This window comes from Christiangramia aquimixticola, assembly GCF_048285835.1.
Taxonomy (GTDB): Bacteria; Bacteroidota; Bacteroidia; order Flavobacteriales; family Flavobacteriaceae; genus Christiangramia; species Christiangramia aquimixticola.
The window spans coordinates 492,861-510,475 of record NZ_JBLVTL010000001.1 but is presented as its reverse complement, the minus strand read 5'-3'; the positions used below and the strand labels follow the sequence as shown (position 1 = coordinate 510,475).

The following is a 17,615-nucleotide window of genomic DNA, read 5'->3' as shown; positions in this document are numbered from 1 at the left end:
ACGAAAAAATCTATAGTTAAAAAACCTAAATTTTAGTATCAATTCAAGGAATATTTATGAGAAAAAATTAAATAAGGTATATTTAGGGGAACAAAAACATTAAATATGAAGAAATTTTACTTTTTAATTTTATCGTTTTTACTGTGTGCGGTCGTACAAGCACAGAACAGAACTATTGAAGGAATTGTAATGGATGAAAACTCTCAACCTCTAGGGGGAGTTTCGGTTGCTATTAAAGATACCAACCGCGGAACCATTACAGATTTTGATGGGAAATTTTCCCTGGAGGCCGAATTTGGCCAAACCCTTGTATTCACATTTGTAGGCTATGATGCCCGTGAAGTGGTTATTGATAAAGAAAAAATAAATGTAACCATGGTGTCCGGGATGGCCCTGGGTGAAGTTGTTCTTGTAGGTTCCAGAAACCGAAGCAGAACAGTGGTGGAAAGCACCGTGCCTATTGATGTACTTGATGTGCAGGAAATGACGGTAGCGGTTCCTCAGGTTAACTTAAACCAGATGCTTAACTATGTAGCGCCTTCTTTCACTTCTAATACTCAAACAATATCTGATGGGACAGATCATATTGATCCGGCTTCTTTAAGAGGACTTGGTCCAGATCAGGTGCTTGTACTTATTAACGGGAAGCGTAGACACAACTCCTCACTTGTGAACGTAAATGGTACTTTTGGTAGAGGTAGTGTGGGAACCGATTTAAATGCGATTCCGGCTTCAGCAATTAAAAGAATTGAAGTTTTACGTGATGGTGCTGCTGCCCAGTATGGGTCTGATGCTATCGCAGGGGTGATCAACATCGTTCTTGAAGATCAAACAGATCAATTGAGTGTGAATGTTACCACAGGTGCAAACTTCTCAAAGAATGCCAATGAGCAAACCGGTGGTGTTGACGGAGAAACCGTGAACGTTGCGGCTCGTTATGGTATCGACCTTGGAGAAAATGGTGGTTATATAACCTTTGCCGGTGATTTTGATTACCGTGAAGATTATAACCGAATGAGAGAATGGGAAGGTTCTATTTTCAATGCTTATAACGCAATTGAATATCGTGCTTCCAATGCCGGAGCAAACATTGCAAATCTTTCTGATGATCAGATCAAGGATTTCGCTCAGCAGGTTTCTTACTTCAGCAGTGATTTTAAAAATGATATCAATAATGCTCCAGACAGAGCGACTTTACAGTCTCTTTTAGGAATGGATGTTACAGAAAATGAGCTTAGCGCCCGTGGCCTTGAAAGAACAGATTTCAACATGAGAGTTGGACAATCTGCACTTAGAGGTGGTAGATTTTTTGCAAATATGTCTTTGCCATTGGATGATGAAGGAACTGAATTGTATTCCTTCGCCGGAATAAGTTCCCGTAGAGGTAACTCTGCCGGTTTCTATAGATTACCTAATCAAAGCCGTACTTATACTCCTATATACATCAATGGTTTCCTTCCGGAAATTAACTCTAAGATCAAGGATCAGTCCTTTGCAGTTGGGGTTAAAGGAGAAATAGCTGAATGGGGAGTTGACTTTAGTAATACCTGGGGACAGAATGAGTTCCAGTATTTTATTTCCAATACAGCGAATGCATCTTTACAGAGAGCTAGCCCAACATCTTTTGATGCCGGTGGATTCTCTTTTATGCAGAACACAACCAACCTTGATGTAAGCAGATTATTCGAGGATGTTTTCATGGGAATGAACATTGCTTTTGGAGCTGAACACCGTTTTGAGAACTATGAGATCATGGCAGGTGAAAAAGGTTCTTACGAGCAATATACTGCGAATGGTGATGTTGTACTAAGATCAGATCAGCAGCCAGCGCAAGATTTCTTTGGAAGTGCAAGACCGGGAGGATCCCAGGTATTCCCTGGATTTAGCCCGAAAAATGAACTTTCAAGAGAAAGAAACAGTATTGCAGGATATTTTGATGTGGAAATGGACTTTAGCGAAAAAATGCTAATGACCTTTGCTTCAAGATTTGAAAACTATTCAGATTTTGGATCAACATTGAACTTTAAGCTTTCTTCAAGATATAAGCTTACAGATAATATCAACATTAGAGGTGCTGCCAATACAGGATTTAGAGCACCATCTTTACACCAGTTATATTTTAACTCTACGTCAACGATCTTTGATAATGCAGGTAATCCTCAGGAAGTGGGAACTTTCTCCAATGATAGCCGTCCGGCAGAATTATTGGGAATCCCTCAGTTAAAAGAGGAGACTTCGCAAAGTATCAGTCTTGGATTTACAGCTAAAATGCCAGATGCCAACCTGTCACTTACCGTAGATGGATATTTCGTAGCGATCGATGATCGTATTGTATATACTGGACAATTTAGTGGACCAGGTACAGGAACTGAGCTTGATAACCTTTTAGCTCAGGCAAATGCGACTGCCGCATCTTTCTTTGCGAACGCGATCGATACTGAGTCTAAAGGATTGGATATTGTATTAACTCACAAAGCTTTCTTTAATGACGATGTAAGTTTAAAATCTGACCTTGCTGCAACTCTTTCTAAAACAAAGAAAGTAGGAGATATTAATGCTTCTCCGGTATTGGAAAGAGCAGGTCTTGTAGATACTTATTTCCCTGAAGACAGTAGAGTTTATTTAGAGGAAGCAGTGCCAAGAACTAAGGTGAACCTAACTAATAGTTTAACTGCGGGAGACTTTAATGTGTTCCTTAGAAATGTTTACTTTGGAGAGGTGACTGAAGCTTCTACAGTACTTGCAAATCAGCAGGTGTTTAGCTCTAAGGTAGTAACAGATCTTTCTGTTGGTTACCATGCTTCAGATGCTTTGACCTTTACAGTTGGAGCTAATAATATCTTTGATATTTATCCAGACAGAGCAGAAGATGCGTTTAACAATCGTAGTTCAGGAAGATTTGACTGGTCTCGTAGAGCACAGCAATTTGGAATAGGTGGACGTTTCATGTTTGCAAGAATGAGTATTAAATTAGATTAAGAATTATCTTATTCAATAATTTTAAAAGGCAGCCAATTGGCTGCCTTTTTTTATTTCAAAGCTTAGCATAAGGCTTAAAAAATCCCCTTGGTTTTATAGAATTTCGGTTACTTTTGCACAAACCACCAGTAATGTATAAGTCTTTAATCCGTCCCGTCCTCTTTAAGTTCGATCCTGAGAAAATCCATTATTTCACCTTCGATTTCCTGAGAAAATTAAGTAAAATTCCGGGTGCAACATCTTTCCTGAAAAACAAATTTCAAATGGAGGATCCCAGGCTGGAAAGAGAAGTTTTCGGATTGAAGTTTAAAAACCCTGTGGGTCTTGCCGCCGGATTTGATAAAGATGCCAGGTTGTATAAGGAGTTATCTGGTTTAGGATTTGGGTTTATAGAAGTAGGAACCGTGACCCCTAAACCTCAAGCCGGGAATGAGAAAAAAAGGTTATTCAGATTAAAAGAAGATTCGGCCATTATCAACCGCATGGGATTTAATAATCTGGGAGTAGAGCAGATGGTGGAGCGGCTTAAGGAAAACACCAACGTTTTAATTGGTGGGAATATCGGGAAGAACAAGGTCACTCCTAACGAAAATGCCGTGGACGATTATCTATATTCTTTTGAAGCACTTTTTGACCATGTGAATTATTTTGTGGTAAATGTAAGCTCACCCAATACTCCAAATCTTCGGGAGCTTCAGGATAAAGAGCCATTGATGCATTTATTGAACGTGCTTCAGCAAAAGAATAATGAAAAAGCAGAACCAAAACCAATCCTGCTTAAAATTGCTCCAGATCTTACCGATGATCAATTGATGGATATCATAGATATCGTTCAGGAAACCAAAATTGCAGGGGTAATAGCTACTAATACCACTATTTCCAGAGAGGGCTTGAAATCTTCAAATAAGAACGAAATGGGAGGATTAAGTGGAATACCATTAACCAAACGATCCACTGAAGTGATTAGATTCCTATCCCAAAAAAGTAACAGATCTTTTCCAATTATTGGGGTGGGAGGTATTCATACTGCAGATGATGCAATTGAAAAACTTAAAGCAGGTGCCAGTCTGGTTCAGCTTTATACCGGATTTATTTATGAAGGGCCTGAACTTATTAAGGCTATCAACAAAAGGATTCTGGAAGAGGGATTGTGATTCGATAATTTATGCTGGAACAATTAATTCCATTCCTAACAGCCTCCATTTTATTAACGATCTCACCGGGCCCGGATCTAATTTACGTACTGGTAAGATCCATGGCTTATGGTTATAAACAAGGCATTGTAACCGCTACAGGCTTGGTCTCAGGAATATTGATCCATACCAGTCTGGTAGCATTTGGAGTTTCTGCGCTCATAAAACAGTCAGATCAGATATTCCTGTTTATCAAGATTCTGGGTGCTTTATATCTATTATATCTGGCATATCAGGTATATAAAAGTGATGCCCGGATAGCTTTTTCTGCTGAAGGGATCGGCCAAAAAAGTATGTCGAAGTTGTTTAGACAGGGATTTATAATGAATGTGCTTAACCCAAAAGTGAGCATATTCTTTCTGGCATTTTTCCCTGGTTTCTTATGGGATCCTGAAGGAAATACGGTACTTCAGTTCTATTTTCTTGGTGCAATTTTCATACTTCAGGCATTGGTGATATTCTCTGCAGTGGCTATTAGCGCTCATAAGATCTCTACTTATATTAAATCCCATCCTCATGCCGGGATTTTTCTGAAGTGGATGCAGATTGTAATATTTATACTGATTGCTGTTCTCATTCTCCTTTAATTGAAGTTTTCTTAGTGAGCCTGGCTGAAAATCGTTTCAGAATCTCATATTATCAATAAAACTTTATTCTTTTTAAATTTTCTCCAAAATGCTATCTTTGGCCATATGGTAAAAGTGAAATTAATCGAATGTCCGCGGGATGCGATGCAGGGAATAAAGGAATTTATTCCTACTGAAGAGAAAGCTCAATATATACAGTCACTTTTGCGCTGTGGATTTGATACTATCGATTTTGGAAGTTTCGTATCTCCCAAGGCAATTCCCCAAATGAAGGATACTGCCGATTTGCTTTCCAGGCTAGATCTTTCTGCCACCAGCAGTAAACTGCTAGCCATTGTGGCCAATACCCGTGGTGCTCAGGATGCCTCTCAATTTGAAGAAATCGATTATCTGGGCTATCCTTTCTCTATCTCAGAGAATTTTCAAATGAGGAATACCCATAAAACCATTGCTGAATCTGTAGAGGTTCTGCAGCAAATTTTGGATATCGCTAACAATGCCAATAAAGAGGTGGTGGCTTATCTAAGTATGGGATTCGGGAATCCTTATGGAGACCCATGGAATGTGGAGATTGTAGGGGAATGGACCGAGAAAATGGCAGCAATGGGTGTAAAGATACTTTCACTTTCCGATACTGTAGGAACGTCAACCCCGGAAATTATTGACTATTTGTTCTCTAACCTTATTCCAAAATTTCCTGAAATCGAATTCGGAGCTCATCTTCATACCACTCCTTCAAAATGGCACGAAAAGATCGATGCGGCGTATAATGCCGGGTGTCGAAGATTTGACGGAGCCATCCAGGGATTTGGGGGCTGTCCCATGGCTAAAGACGAACTTACCGGGAATATGCCTTCAGAAAAAATGCTTTCCTATTTCAATTCCAAAAAGGCTGATTCCAACATTAAAATGACCAGTTTTGAATCTTCATACAATGAAGCTTCAAAGATCTTCACGAAATACCATTAGGTCGCTTTATAGTAAATAAGGAATCGATCTAAAAAAGTTATTTAAATTTAATCTAAATAAATTTGTAACACCCGAAACGGGCATATATATTTGCAGCCGAAACTTAATTACTATTTTTATCAAGTCTAAATAAGATATAATGACTAAATTTTATTTTACAATAGTATTCGGATTGTTGAGTGCTATTTCAATTGCCCAAACTACACAGGATAGTATCACATTTGATCCGCAAAAACAGCAAAATGCTGCTCAGAGAATTTTATCTGGTAACTTTTCAAAAGCTGTAACTCTTGGAGCTTATGGTGAAATCAATTACAATCAGCCGGAAGGTGATAATGGTGAGCTGGATGTTCAAAGACTGGTGATGCTTTTAGGTTACCGTTTTAATGATAAAGTTCAGTTCGTTTCAGAAATTGAATTTGAGCATGTTGAAGAAGTATATGTAGAGCAGGCGTTTGTGAACTATAACTTTGCAGATAATGTGAATCTTCGTGCAGGTTTAATGCTTGTACCAATGGGAATCGTGAATGAGTATCACGAGCCTACAACTTTTAACGGAGTGGAAAGACCGGCAGTGGACAATGCAATTGTTCCTACTACCTGGAGAGAAATTGGAGTTGGTGTTACCGGGAGAATCAACAGCGCTTCTTTGGGTTACCAGGCATACATTTTCAACGGTTTTAAATCTACTAATGCTGATGGTACCGGGAGAATTGGTGGAAGCAGTGGCCTTAGAGGTGGACGTCAAAAAGGTATAAAGTCTACCATCAATAAGCCAAACCTGTCTGCGAAATTAGATTACTATGGCTTCCCTGGATTACGTCTTGGTCTTGCCGGATACTTTGGAAGAACTCAGGCAGATGACGAGATCGATCACGTTGATGGTGCCGATGTTGGAATGTCAATGATTGGTTTCGACGCCAGATATGCTTATAGAAAATTCACTGCCAGAGGTCAGTTTATCTATGCAGGTTTAAGCGATACTGAAGCTTATAACGAATTAACAGGAAAAGATCTTGGTAGCGAACTACAAGGTTGGTATGCTGAAGTTGCTTATAATCTATTGCCAATTCAAAACGAGCAAAAATTGTTCGCTTTTACAAGATATGAGCAGTATGACACACATGCAGGTGTGGAAGGAAATCTGGTTCAAAATAACGCCTATAATAGAAATGATCTAACTATGGGATTAAGCTATCACATAGCTCCGGGTGTTGTTTTTAAAGGTGATTACCAGATTAGAGACAATGATGCTGTGAATGCAGACATTCCAAACAGATTGAATTTTGGAGTTGGAGTATGGTTCTAATTAGAATACATAATTAGCCAAAAGTCGGGATGGTTAGCGCTATCCTGACTTTGGTATTTTTATTGCAGTTATAAGTAAAATTAAAGATGATGGTGAAAAATTTAATTATAATATTCGTTTCCTTCTTATCATTTACTGTGGCATTGGAAAAAAGCCCCGGTAAAAAAATTGATAGGGAAGTTGAGGATGTTTTCGAAATTGAGGAACCTACTTATAATACTGTAAAGGTGCCTTCCCATATAAAAACTCCTTCAAAAATTTCTAAGGAGAATTTTTACAAAATTTTTTCTAATAAGAAACTGCAGGGCTATGTTTATGTTGATAAAGCCCCCAGTAAAACTGCACAATTCGATTATCTCGTTATCTTTGACAAAAATCTGACCATAGTAAAGACCAAAGTTTTGGTGTATCGGGAAGAATATGGAGGAGAGATTGGAAGCAGAAGGTGGTTGAAACAATTTATTGGTAAAACCAGTGGAGATGATCTGTATGATGTTGCAGCCATTTCCGGAGCTACGATCTCGGTAAGATCAATGAAAAATGCAGTTGGAGATATTCTTGAAACAGTTGGAATTCTACGGTCCAATAATGTTATCTAATGAACTATAACGGACTCTTACTTCGTTTACCTAATGAAATAAAATATTTTCTGGCAGTTTTTGTCCTTGTATTAAGTGTAGGCTATTTTACAGGTTTACTCTTTGTAGGTCAAACAGAATCTACCAATCCTGATGGGATCGAAGAAAATTATCTGGGAAATGAAGATGAGCCGGAAGCTGAAGTTATGAAGTTTGAAAAAGGTGAGCGCGAAATGCTTACCATTATTCATACTCATATTCTTTCCATGTCCTTTATATTTTTCTTACTTGGATGCATTCTATTACTTACCCGCTTACCTAAAAAGCTGAAATTCTTTTTAATAATTGAACCTTTCTTCTCCATCATTCTGACTTTTGGAGGTATTTATTTAATGTGGAAAGGGATATCATGGATGAAATATATTGTGATGATCTCCGGTATTTTGATGACCCTTATCTTCGCAACTTCTGTTTGGATAATTTTCTACCAGTTACTTTTTAAAAAAGAATTATTGGAGCCTCAAAATCAGGTTTCTGATATATAAAACGTATATTTGCACGCAATTAAATCTTTAATTGCGATGACAGCACACGATTCAAAAATTCTTGGAGAGGGACTTACTTACGATGATGTATTATTAGTTCCGGCTTACTCTGAAGTTCTTCCAAGAGAAGTTAGTATCCAATCCAAATTCACCCGTAATATTCCAATTAACGTTCCTATCGTTTCTGCAGCGATGGATACCGTTACCGAGTCCCGTATGGCGATTGCCATGGCCAGGGAAGGTGGAATTGGTGTGCTTCATAAGAACATGAGCATCGAACAACAGGCATTGAAAGTTCGCAAAGTAAAGCGGGCAGAAAGTGGGATGATCATAGATCCGGTAACCTTACCCATTTCAGCAAAAGTAGGTGATGCAAAGGAATCCATGAGAGAGCATAGTATTGGTGGAATTCCAATCGTGGATGAAGAAGGAAAACTCTTAGGGATAGTTACCAACCGTGATCTTAGATTTGAAAAAAATCTTAATCGTCCAATTTCTGAAGTTATGACCTCAGAAAATTTAGTGACCGTTGCCGAAGGAACTTCCCTGGATGATGCAGAAGATATTTTACAGGAAAATAAGATCGAAAAATTACCTGTTGTAAACGAGGATGATAAATTAGTTGGCCTTATCACTTTTCGTGATATTACCAAACTAACTCAAAAGCCTATGGCTAATAAGGATAGTTTTGGAAGGCTGAGAGTCGCTGCTGCTGTGGGTGTTACCGGAGATGCGGTAGATCGTGTAGAAGCATTGGTGAATGCCGGTGTGGATGCCGTTATCATAGATACTGCCCATGGACATACCAAAGGTGTGGTACAGGTGCTAAAAGAGGTAAAAAATAAATTCCCTGAGCTTGATGTGGTGGTAGGTAATATCGCCACCGGGGAAGCAGCTAAATATTTAGTGGAAGCAGGAGCAGATGCGGTTAAAGTTGGAATTGGTCCGGGATCAATTTGTACAACCCGGGTTGTAGCGGGAGTTGGATTTCCTCAATTTTCTGCGGTTCTTGAAGTTGCCGCTGCCATTAAAGGAAGTGGCGTTCCGGTGATCGCCGATGGAGGAATACGTTATACCGGTGATATTCCAAAAGCTATCGCTGCCGGAGCAGATTGCGTTATGTTAGGTTCTTTGCTTGCAGGTACTAAAGAATCTCCCGGAGAAACCATTATTTATGAAGGGAGAAAATTCAAGTCTTACCGCGGAATGGGTTCTGTAGAAGCTATGGAAAAAGGATCTAAAGACCGTTATTTCCAGGATGTGGAAGATGATATCAAAAAGCTTGTGCCGGAAGGTATCGTAGGAAGGGTACCTTATAAAGGTGACCTGGAAGAAAGTATTCACCAGTTTGTAGGTGGATTAAAAGCGGGAATGGGATACTGTGGTTCTAAAGATGTTGAAACGCTTAAAGAAACCGGTAGATTTGTTAAGATCACTGCTGCCGGAGTTCACGAAAGTCATCCTCACGATGTAACGATTACTAAAGAATCACCAAATTACAGCAGATAAGACAAATAAAAAAGGCTCCATTTCGGAGCCTTTTTTATTTATAGGATAGAAATGTGTTATTTCTATTTTTTTGTACCAACGGCTTCAGTTGGAGCAGCTGGCTTTGGCTCAATTCCCAGTTTTTTCAATACTTTCATGGTAATATCATCTTCAGCTCTTGAAAAAGCAATTCCGCTTGCACCGGCATGGAAGATCTGAGTGTAACCTTCCTCTGCGATAACCTCTTTCATTGCTTTGTCAATCTTGGCATAAAGCGGTCCGGTTAATTCATTTCTTTTCATCTGCATCATTACAGATGCTTTTTGTCTGAATCCTTTAATGCTGTTCTCCAATTCTATAATACTGGATTCTTTTTCTTTTTTTGCCTCATCAGTAAGTCCTGCGCTGGTTTCCTGATAATCTTTTACCTGAGCTTCATAATCTGTAATTGTAGACTTCAGGTCTGCCTGAAGTTCCTGATTATAGGCTTCCATGTTTTTGTTTATTTCCGCATTTTCAGGCATCTGGCTCAAAATATATTCGGCATCAATAGTTCCGAATTTGGATTGGGCATTGGCAGTAATACCTACGAATAACAATAAAATGGCTAAGCTAATTTGTTTCATTTTGTAATATTTTTTCACAAATATAACGGCCTGATTATAATAACAGTATAAATTCTCGTCAAATTAAGGCTTTAATGATCCAGAACGCTTTTTCCGGTTTCAACATAAGCCTTGAAATCTTCCATGTATTTATAAGATTGTTTTTTAAAGGTTCCGGGCATGATCCAGCCAATCAATTTCATGAAACCGCTAAATTTAAATTCGGTATAACTGAGCCATTGGGTGGTGTGATCATCAATTTCGGTAAAAATATTGGTTTGGTGATTGTACACACCTTTGGCTTCATAGGTGGCATCAAACTCTGTAGGTAAATTATTCTTAAGGATGGTTTCCTTCATTTCAATTTCCCGGCTGCCCATTTTATATTTTAAGAGATTCTGAGATCCTTCTGCTCCGGGCGCTCCTTTTATGGGATCCATAGCAATAAAACCGCGTTGCCAATGTCGAATACATTCAGGGTCTGAAAACTTTTCTGCCACTTCTTTCCGGGGCTTGTTTATGATAATCTCCTGCTGGTAATTCATATTCGTTTGATTGAATGAGTATTAAAGATAGGGGAGAATTAAATAATTTGAAAATTTATAATTTAGAGATACCTCTTTTCGTTATGCCTTTAGCTTGCAGAACCTTAACTTATTGTTATTTTTGCGCGGATAGTATTATTTGAATTGATACATGATTGAAACCTTCAGTTCAAATCCTGAGATTAAAAGAAACAATTTTGAAGAGAAGCTTTATTTGGTTCCAGTTTGCAATGTTATCCTTGCTTTTTATAAGCTGTGAGTATTTCAGGCAAACAGATGACAGGGTAGTAGTGGTGAGAGTAAACGATTCTTATTTGTATCAGGAAGACATTCAATCACTAATAGAGGAAGATACTTCACCGGAAGATAGCGCTATCATTGTAGGGAATTACATCACTAGATGGGCAACCCAACAGCTTCTAATTGATAGGGCTGAATTAAACCTGCCGGCTGCGCAGCAAAAAGAGTTCAATGATTTGGTTGAAAATTACCGCAACGAACTTTTTACCAATGCTTATACTGAAGCTGTGGTAAGCCGTGACCTTGATACATCTCTTAATGTTGAAGATATTCAGAAATATTACGAGCTTAATAAAGAGAATTTCGTTTTGAATGAAGATCTTGTAAAGCTTAGATATATCAACCTTCCTAAAAATGCCAATAATCTTGATGAAATTAGAAAAAGCTTTAGAAGGTTTAATCTGAAGGATCAGGAGGAATTGTCAAATATGGCGATTCAGTTTAGAAATTATTCCATGAACGATTCGGTTTGGGTAAAAACCAAATCTGTTTATAATAAAATTGGTCCGCTTTCTGTAGAGGACCGTGAACGTCTGCTTAAGAAATCCAATTTTATGGAATTACAGGATTCGCTAAATGTGTATCTTGTATACGTAAATGACGTTTTAAGCCGAAATGAGCAGGCACCTTTCGATTACGCTTCGGCAACCATTCGTGAAATTCTTCTGAATAAACGAAAACAAGCACTTATAAAAGAATTAGAAAAAGACATTACAAAAGATGCAATTAAAAATAATGAATTTGAAATCTACAATTAAACCAGTACTCGCAGGAGTTTGTATTTTACTATCCGGAATGGGATATGCTCAGGAAGTAGTAGTTACAGATAGTACTGCCATCCAGCCAGATGCCGAAGTTAAAAAGGTTGAAAAGGCTGCGCAGGGTGCTCAACGTAAAAAAGTAGATGGGATCGCCGCGGTGGTTGGTAATTATATTATCCTTGACAGTGATATTGACCTGATGTATAAGGATATGCAAAGTCAGGGAATTTCCACACAGGAAGTAACCGATTGTAATCTTGCAGGTTCACTTATGGAAAATAAGTTGTACGCTCATCATGCCATCCAGGATAGTATTATTATTCCAGATGCTCAGATTAATGGAGTGGTAGATCAGCAAATTAAAGGTCTTACGCAACAAGCAGGTTCTATAGAAAAGGTGCTTGATTTTTATAACAAAGAGACAGAGCAGGAACTGCGTGATGAGATCTTTAAGCTTACCAAGCAAAGACAGCTTTCACAGCAAATGCAACAAAAGATAATTGCAGATATTGAAGTTACTCCGGAAGAAGTAAGACAGTATTATGTGAAAATGGATGAAAAACCAATGTTCGGGACAGAGGTAGAGCTTGCTCAAATCGTGATCGAGCCGGAGATTCCACAAGCTGAAGTTAAAAAGATCGTGGACAGGTTGAACGAATTCAAAGCTGATATCGAAGAAAACGGAGCAAGTTTTAGCACCAAAGCGGTTTTATATTCTCAGGATCCGGGAACAGCATCAGATGGTGGTAGAATTACGCTTACCAGAAAAGATCCATTTGTAAAGGAATTTAAAGATGTTGCTTTTAGCCTTCAGGAAGGTGAGATTAGCGAGCCTTTTAAAACTGAATTTGGTTACCATATAATTCAGGTAGATAAAATAAGAGGGCAGACGGTAGAGCTGAGACATTTATTACTAATTCCAGATGTGACCAATGCATCTGTGGAAGCTGCTAAAAAGGAAATCGAAGAGCTAAGAAAAAAGATCGTAAATAACGAGATTGAGTTTGCTGCTGCTGCAAGAGAAGCTTCAGATGAGGAAGAAACAAGAGCTGAAGGTGGTAAACTTATCAACCCAAGAACAGGTGATACCCGTTTTGAACTTACCAAAATAGATCCGCAGTTATATAAGCAGGTAGAGGCTTTGGATGAAGGTGAGGTTTCTTTAATACTTACTCAGCAGGACAGAACGGGAAGACCTCAGTTCAAGATCATTAAGGTGACTAAAAAGATCGAGGAGCATGAAGCCAATTACGCGACAGATTATTTGAAGATCAAAGAACTGGCGCTAAGAGATAAACAACTTAAAGCTATTGAAAAATGGCAAAAGGAAAAGATCAAGGACACTTATATTAAAGTGAACGGGAAATACCGCGATTGCGACTACGCAAGCGGCTGGGTTAAAAACTAATTCCAATATATGTCTGACGTTGCACTGGTAGAAAAATTGGTAGAAAAGAATCGGGATCTAAAAAAAGAGATCGCGAAAGTTATTGTAGGTCAGGATGAGGTGGTGAACCAGATCCTGATCTCCATTTTTTCCGGTGGTCATTCATTATTGATAGGAGTGCCAGGTCTGGCCAAAACTCTTATAGTAAATACAATTGCCAGGGCCCTGGGGCTTGATTTTAAAAGGATCCAGTTTACGCCAGATTTAATGCCCAGTGATATTCTGGGATCTGAAATTCTTGATGAGAACAGGAAATTCAAATTTATTAAAGGTCCTATTTTCACCAATATTCTATTGGCAGATGAAATAAACCGGACTCCTCCAAAAACCCAGGCGGCCTTACTGGAGGCCATGCAGGAAAGAGCAGTAACGGTGGCTGGTCATCATTACAAACTTGACCTTCCTTATTTTGTTCTTGCAACTCAGAATCCCATAGAACAGGAAGGAACTTATCCATTACCCGAAGCTCAGCTGGATAGATTCATGTTCGCCATAAATCTTGAATACCCAAGCTTTCAGGAAGAAGTGGATGTGGTTAAAAAAACAACCACTGATGATATTCAGGAAGTGAATCCACTTTTTACCGCTTCAGAAATTCAGGAAATTCAGCAGGTGATTAGAAGGATCCCGGTGCCGGATAATGTGGTGGAATATGCGGTAAGGCTTGTGGCCAAAACCAGACCTCTAAACGGCGCGCCAGATCTGGTAAAAAATTATATCGATTGGGGAGCAGGACCAAGAGCCTCTCAAAACCTGATCATGGCTGCAAAAACTCATGCTGTGGTGAACGGTAAATTCTCTCCTGATATTGAAGATGTTCAGGCTGTAGCCTTTGGAATTCTTAGGCACCGTATTATTAAAAATTACAAGGCAGAGGCCGAAGGAATAACTGAAGAGCACATAATCAAACAATTATTTTAATATGATTGGATGGATCCTTAAATACAAGTTATTAGTAAGTATATTATTTTACTTGTTATGGGGTGCGTCCTTCTTTGCTACTGTGCTTGATCTGGGTGAAAACGCAACCGAAATTTTTGTCTGGACCTGCAACATCATTCTTTTTATATTCTGGCTTATCATTCTTATTGATATGATCCAGGTTCAGATCAAGAATAAAATTTTCTGGATCCTATCTATGTTTCTTCTTCCCTTTTTCGCGCCGGTAGTTTACCTGTTCCGCCGAAAAAATCTGATTCATTTAGAAAACAATAAGTTTAAATCCTGAGAGAGATTTAAGTGAAATTTGCTGAATTCTCAATTTTCGAAGCTTAAATTGAGTTTTATTAAATTTTCAGCGGTCAAAATTATAATTTCGAAAATTATTTATACTAAATTCTGAGTATCACTTCTAATTTTCAAATTCCCTTTAAAATTCCTATTTTTGCAAGACTTTTTTAGAACATAAATTAAACAGAATATGGCTTACGATATTGATATGATTAAAAAGGTGTATAGCCAAATGGCCGAGCGAGTTAATACTGCGCGTGAGGTTGTTGGAAAGCCTTTGACACTTTCAGAAAAGATCCTTTATTCTCACTTATGGGATGGCAAAGCGACTGAAGCTTTCACCAGAGGGAAGGACTATGTAGAATTCTCACCAGACAGGATCGCTTGTCAGGATGCAACTGCGCAAATGGCGTTGCTTCAGTTTATGCAGGCAGGTAAAAAGCAGGTTGCTGTTCCTACTACCGTTCACTGTGATCACCTTATTCAGGCGAAAATGGGTGCTACGATAGATCTTCAGGCTGCGAACAAAAGCAGTAGTGAGGTTTTTGATTTTCTGGAATCAGTATCGAATAAATATGGAATTGGATTCTGGAAGCCGGGTGCAGGTATTATTCACCAGGTAGTTCTTGAAAATTATGCATTCCCAGGAGGAATGATGATTGGTACCGATTCTCACACGGTAAATGCCGGAGGATTAGGAATGGTAGCAATTGGTGTTGGTGGTGCAGATGCCGTTGATGTTATGGCAGGAATGCCATGGGAGCTTAAATTCCCTAAACTTATTGGAGTTAAATTAACCGGAAAACTTTCTGGTTGGACTTCAGCTAAAGATGTGATCCTGAAAGTTGCGGGTATCCTTACCGTAAAAGGTGGTACCGGAGCAATTATTGAATATTTTGGTGAAGGTGCAACTTCAATGTCCTGTACCGGAAAAGGAACTATTTGTAACATGGGTGCTGAAGTTGGTGCTACCACTTCTACTTTTGGTTATGATGATTCTATGGAGCGTTACCTGAGAGCTACGAATCGTGCAGATGTGGCTGAAGCTGCAAACGAAGTACGTGAGCACTTAACAGGTGATGACGAAGTATATGCAAATCCAGAGCAGTATTTTGATGAATTGATCGAGATCAATCTATCTGAATTAAAGCCACATTTAAACGGGCCATTTACTCCGGATCTTGCAACTCCTATTTCTGAAATGGGGGAAAAAGCAAAGAAAAATGACTGGCCAATCAATGTAGATTGGGGACTTATAGGTTCTTGTACAAACTCTTCTTATGAAGATCTTACCAGAGCTGCCTCTATCGCAAAACAAGCGGTAGACAAGAAAGTAAAAGCTAAATCTGATTTTGGAATTAACCCGGGATCTGAACAAATTAGATTCACTGCAGAGAGAGACGGATTGCTTAAGATCTTTGAAGATCTTGATGCAACTATCTTTACAAATGCCTGTGGACCATGTATTGGTCAATGGGATCGTAGTGATAGAAAAGGTGAGGAGAAGAACACTATTGTTCACTCTTTTAACCGTAACTTCTCTAAGCGTGCAGATGGTAACCCAAATACTCATGCCTTTGTAGGTTCTCCTGAGATGGTTGCAGCAATTGCAATTTCAGGAAGACTTGATTTTGATCCAACCCGTGATAAATTGATCAATGAGGATGGGGAAGAAGTAATGCTGGACGAACCACAAGGAATCGAACTTCCAACAAAAGGGTTCGCAGTGGAAGATGCAGGTTATATTGCTCCAAAAGAAGATGGAAGCAGTGTGGAGGTGAAAGTAGCTGAAGACAGTGAAAGACTTCAGTTATTGACTCCATTTGAGCCTTGGGATGGAAAAAACCTAACCGGAGCTAAACTTCTTATCAAAGCATGGGGTAAATGTACTACAGACCATATTTCTATGGCAGGACCATGGTTGCGTTACAGAGGTCACCTGGATAACATTTCTAATAACTGTTTGATAGGAGCGATCAATGCCTTTAACAAGAAAACCAACTTTGTAAAGAATCAGTTAACCGGAGAATATAACGGTGTACCTGCTGTACAAAGAGAATATAAAGCTAATGGAATTCCTACGGTAGTTGTTGGAGATCATAACTACGGTGAAGGATCTTCCAGAGAGCATGCTGCCATGGAGCCAAGACATCTTGGAGTTAAAGTGGTATTGGTAAAATCTTTTGCCCGTATTCACGAGACTAACCTTAAGAAACAGGGAATGTTAGGTCTTACTTTCGCGAATGAGAATGATTATGATCTTATTCAGGAAGATGATACTTTCAACTTTGTAGATCTTGAGAACTTTGCTCCGGATACTCCATTAACAATTGAAATCGTTCATGCTGATGGAAGTAAGGATACTATTAAGGCTAATCATACTTATAACGCTCCACAAATTGAGTGGTATAAGCACGGTTCTGCCCTTAACCTTATCAAGAAGCAAAACGCATCTTAATCCTGTTTAATAATTTGAATAAAAAACCTTCAGGTACTTCCTGAAGGTTTTTTTTATTTTTAATTTTTAAAATTTAAAGGGAGTAATTAGGAGTTTTTAATTCTAAAACTGTTTGCTTCTTATATTTAAATAGGCCTCGATATCGTTCTTCTGCTGCAACAACATATCAATTATTGGTTTTGGTGCACCTTTCGTATATAAAGCCGTATAATAAAGCTTCAAATTCTTTAATTCATTCCGTGATACGTTTTTCCATTTGGGTTTTTTGGATGAACGTCCAATACCCGCTTTCCTACCCTTTAAATAGGAAATAAAATAAATAAAAAATTTTTCAGGCCAAAGCCGATTTTCATTGCGTATCTTGTTGATACTTAAATGAAGATCGTTTTTTATTTTATTTCTTTTTCTCAATCTATTTAAGCAGATCTCTCTCTTTTCTTCATTCTGATGTTTACTTAACTGGTTATAAATAAACAGAAGTTTGTTATTGGAACATTCCAATTTGCAAAGTCTGGAATATAATCTATAAGAATTCATCCTGGGATTAATAATCTTTCAATCTAAAACATTCGAAAAATTTTTAATACAGAAAGCTTAACATTATAAATTATAGAAAGTCAA

General features: G+C 38.4%; 16 protein-coding genes. 13 read left to right on the top strand and 3 right to left on the bottom strand.

The genetic code is table 11. The features are described 5' to 3' along the window. The first annotated feature begins 105 nt into the window (after window positions 1-105). The 8 genes from ACNKXV_RS02285 (at window position 106) to guaB (ending at window position 9,669) form a co-directional block, all read left to right on the top strand. On the top strand, window positions 106-2,979 hold the full coding sequence (locus ACNKXV_RS02285; RefSeq protein ID WP_417906077.1) for a TonB-dependent receptor: 2,874 nt from the start codon (window positions 106-108) through the stop codon (window positions 2,977-2,979). Window positions 2,980-3,110: 131 nt separating this feature from the next. Next, the gene (locus ACNKXV_RS02280; RefSeq protein ID WP_417906076.1) at window positions 3,111-4,133 is read left to right on the top strand and encodes a quinone-dependent dihydroorotate dehydrogenase; all 1,023 of its coding nucleotides are present in this window, start codon (window positions 3,111-3,113) and stop codon (window positions 4,131-4,133) included. An 11-nt stretch (window positions 4,134-4,144) separates the two neighbouring features. After that, window positions 4,145-4,759 (top strand): LysE family translocator, encoded by a 615-nt coding sequence (locus ACNKXV_RS02275; protein ID WP_417906075.1) that lies wholly within the window; start codon window positions 4,145-4,147, stop codon window positions 4,757-4,759. Between the two features lie 105 nt (window positions 4,760-4,864). After that, a complete protein-coding gene (locus tag ACNKXV_RS02270) occupies window positions 4,865-5,728 on the top strand; it encodes a hydroxymethylglutaryl-CoA lyase (protein ID WP_417906074.1) in 864 nt (287 codons plus the stop codon). A gap of 139 nt (window positions 5,729-5,867) precedes the next feature. Further along, a complete protein-coding gene (locus tag ACNKXV_RS02265; protein WP_417906073.1) occupies window positions 5,868-7,037 on the top strand; it encodes a porin in 1,170 nt (389 codons plus the stop codon). 86 nt (window positions 7,038-7,123) lie between these two features. Further along, the gene (locus ACNKXV_RS02260) at window positions 7,124-7,636 is read left to right on the top strand and encodes an FMN-binding protein (RefSeq protein ID WP_417906072.1); all 513 of its coding nucleotides are present in this window, start codon (window positions 7,124-7,126) and stop codon (window positions 7,634-7,636) included. Further along, entirely contained in the window at window positions 7,636-8,160 is a 525-nt protein-coding gene (locus ACNKXV_RS02255; protein ID WP_417906071.1) for a hypothetical protein, read from the top strand. The genes ACNKXV_RS02260 and ACNKXV_RS02255 overlap by 1 nt, the downstream gene beginning before the upstream one ends. A 36-nt stretch (window positions 8,161-8,196) precedes the next feature. Next, window positions 8,197-9,669 carry an IMP dehydrogenase gene (gene guaB / locus ACNKXV_RS02250; RefSeq protein WP_417906070.1) on the top strand — a complete coding sequence of 491 codons (1,473 nt, stop codon included), beginning with the start codon at window positions 8,197-8,199 and terminating at the stop codon, window positions 9,667-9,669. Window positions 9,670-9,731: 62 nt separating this feature from the next. Here guaB and ACNKXV_RS02245 read toward each other — a convergent pair whose 3' ends face one another. Both ACNKXV_RS02245 and ACNKXV_RS02240 read right to left on the bottom strand, forming a co-directional pair. Further along, complete coding sequence (locus ACNKXV_RS02245; protein ID WP_417906069.1) at window positions 9,732-10,274, bottom strand: OmpH/Skp family outer membrane protein; 543 nt, start codon at window positions 10,272-10,274, stop codon at window positions 9,732-9,734. Between the two features lie 71 nt (window positions 10,275-10,345). Further along, a complete protein-coding gene (locus ACNKXV_RS02240) occupies window positions 10,346-10,798 on the bottom strand; it encodes an SRPBCC family protein (protein WP_417906068.1) in 453 nt (150 codons plus the stop codon). A 197-nt stretch (window positions 10,799-10,995) separates the two neighbouring features. Between ACNKXV_RS02240 and ACNKXV_RS02235 the strand changes: the two genes are divergently transcribed. The 5 genes from ACNKXV_RS02235 to ACNKXV_RS02215 all read left to right on the top strand — a co-directional run bounded on the left by ACNKXV_RS02235 (window position 10,996) and on the right by ACNKXV_RS02215 (window position 16,994). Continuing rightward, window positions 10,996-11,856, top strand: a complete 861-nt coding sequence (locus ACNKXV_RS02235) for a peptidyl-prolyl cis-trans isomerase (protein ID WP_417906067.1) — start codon at window positions 10,996-10,998, stop codon at window positions 11,854-11,856. Next, entirely contained in the window at window positions 11,819-13,267 is a 1,449-nt protein-coding gene (locus tag ACNKXV_RS02230; protein WP_417906066.1) for a peptidylprolyl isomerase, read from the top strand. Before ACNKXV_RS02235 ends, ACNKXV_RS02230 begins: the two co-directional genes overlap by 38 nt. 9 nt (window positions 13,268-13,276) lie before the next feature. Then, complete coding sequence (locus ACNKXV_RS02225) at window positions 13,277-14,227, top strand: AAA family ATPase (RefSeq protein WP_417906065.1); 951 nt, start codon at window positions 13,277-13,279, stop codon at window positions 14,225-14,227. Window position 14,228: 1 nt separating this feature from the next. After that, the gene (locus ACNKXV_RS02220) at window positions 14,229-14,534 is read left to right on the top strand and encodes a PLDc N-terminal domain-containing protein (RefSeq protein WP_417906064.1); all 306 of its coding nucleotides are present in this window, start codon (window positions 14,229-14,231) and stop codon (window positions 14,532-14,534) included. Between the two features lie 192 nt (window positions 14,535-14,726). Further along, on the top strand, window positions 14,727-16,994 hold the full coding sequence (locus ACNKXV_RS02215) for an aconitate hydratase (protein WP_417906063.1): 2,268 nt from the start codon (window positions 14,727-14,729) through the stop codon (window positions 16,992-16,994). A gap of 102 nt (window positions 16,995-17,096) precedes the next feature. On the opposite strand, the gene ACNKXV_RS02210 is transcribed toward ACNKXV_RS02215, so the two are convergent. Then, on the bottom strand, window positions 17,097-17,405 hold the full coding sequence (locus ACNKXV_RS02210; protein WP_417906062.1) for a hypothetical protein: 309 nt from the start codon (window positions 17,403-17,405) through the stop codon (window positions 17,097-17,099). Window positions 17,406-17,615 lie beyond the last annotated feature (210 nt).

Excerpts from the sequence above, each read along its gene's own strand:
- ACNKXV_RS02285 (WP_417906077.1), top strand. The coding sequence starts at position 106 with ATGAAGAAATTTTACTTTTTAATTTTATCGTTTTTACTGTGTGCGGTC.
- ACNKXV_RS02280 (WP_417906076.1), top strand. The coding sequence starts at position 3,111 with ATGTATAAGTCTTTAATCCGTCCCGTCCTCTTTAAGTTCGATCCTGAG.
- ACNKXV_RS02275 (WP_417906075.1), top strand. The coding sequence starts at position 4,145 with ATGCTGGAACAATTAATTCCATTCCTAACAGCCTCCATTTTATTAACG.
- ACNKXV_RS02270 (WP_417906074.1), top strand. The coding sequence starts at position 4,865 with ATGGTAAAAGTGAAATTAATCGAATGTCCGCGGGATGCGATGCAGGGA.
- ACNKXV_RS02265 (WP_417906073.1), top strand. The coding sequence starts at position 5,868 with ATGACTAAATTTTATTTTACAATAGTATTCGGATTGTTGAGTGCTATT.
- ACNKXV_RS02260 (WP_417906072.1), top strand. The coding sequence starts at position 7,124 with ATGATGGTGAAAAATTTAATTATAATATTCGTTTCCTTCTTATCATTT.
- ACNKXV_RS02255 (WP_417906071.1), top strand. The coding sequence starts at position 7,636 with ATGAACTATAACGGACTCTTACTTCGTTTACCTAATGAAATAAAATAT.
- guaB (WP_417906070.1), top strand. The coding sequence starts at position 8,197 with ATGACAGCACACGATTCAAAAATTCTTGGAGAGGGACTTACTTACGAT.
- ACNKXV_RS02245 (WP_417906069.1), bottom strand. The coding sequence starts at position 10,274 with ATGAAACAAATTAGCTTAGCCATTTTATTGTTATTCGTAGGTATTACT.
- ACNKXV_RS02240 (WP_417906068.1), bottom strand. The coding sequence starts at position 10,798 with ATGAATTACCAGCAGGAGATTATCATAAACAAGCCCCGGAAAGAAGTG.
- ACNKXV_RS02230 (WP_417906066.1), top strand. The coding sequence starts at position 11,819 with ATGCAATTAAAAATAATGAATTTGAAATCTACAATTAAACCAGTACTC.
- ACNKXV_RS02225 (WP_417906065.1), top strand. The coding sequence starts at position 13,277 with ATGTCTGACGTTGCACTGGTAGAAAAATTGGTAGAAAAGAATCGGGAT.
- ACNKXV_RS02220 (WP_417906064.1), top strand. The coding sequence starts at position 14,229 with ATGATTGGATGGATCCTTAAATACAAGTTATTAGTAAGTATATTATTT.
- ACNKXV_RS02215 (WP_417906063.1), top strand. The coding sequence starts at position 14,727 with ATGGCTTACGATATTGATATGATTAAAAAGGTGTATAGCCAAATGGCC.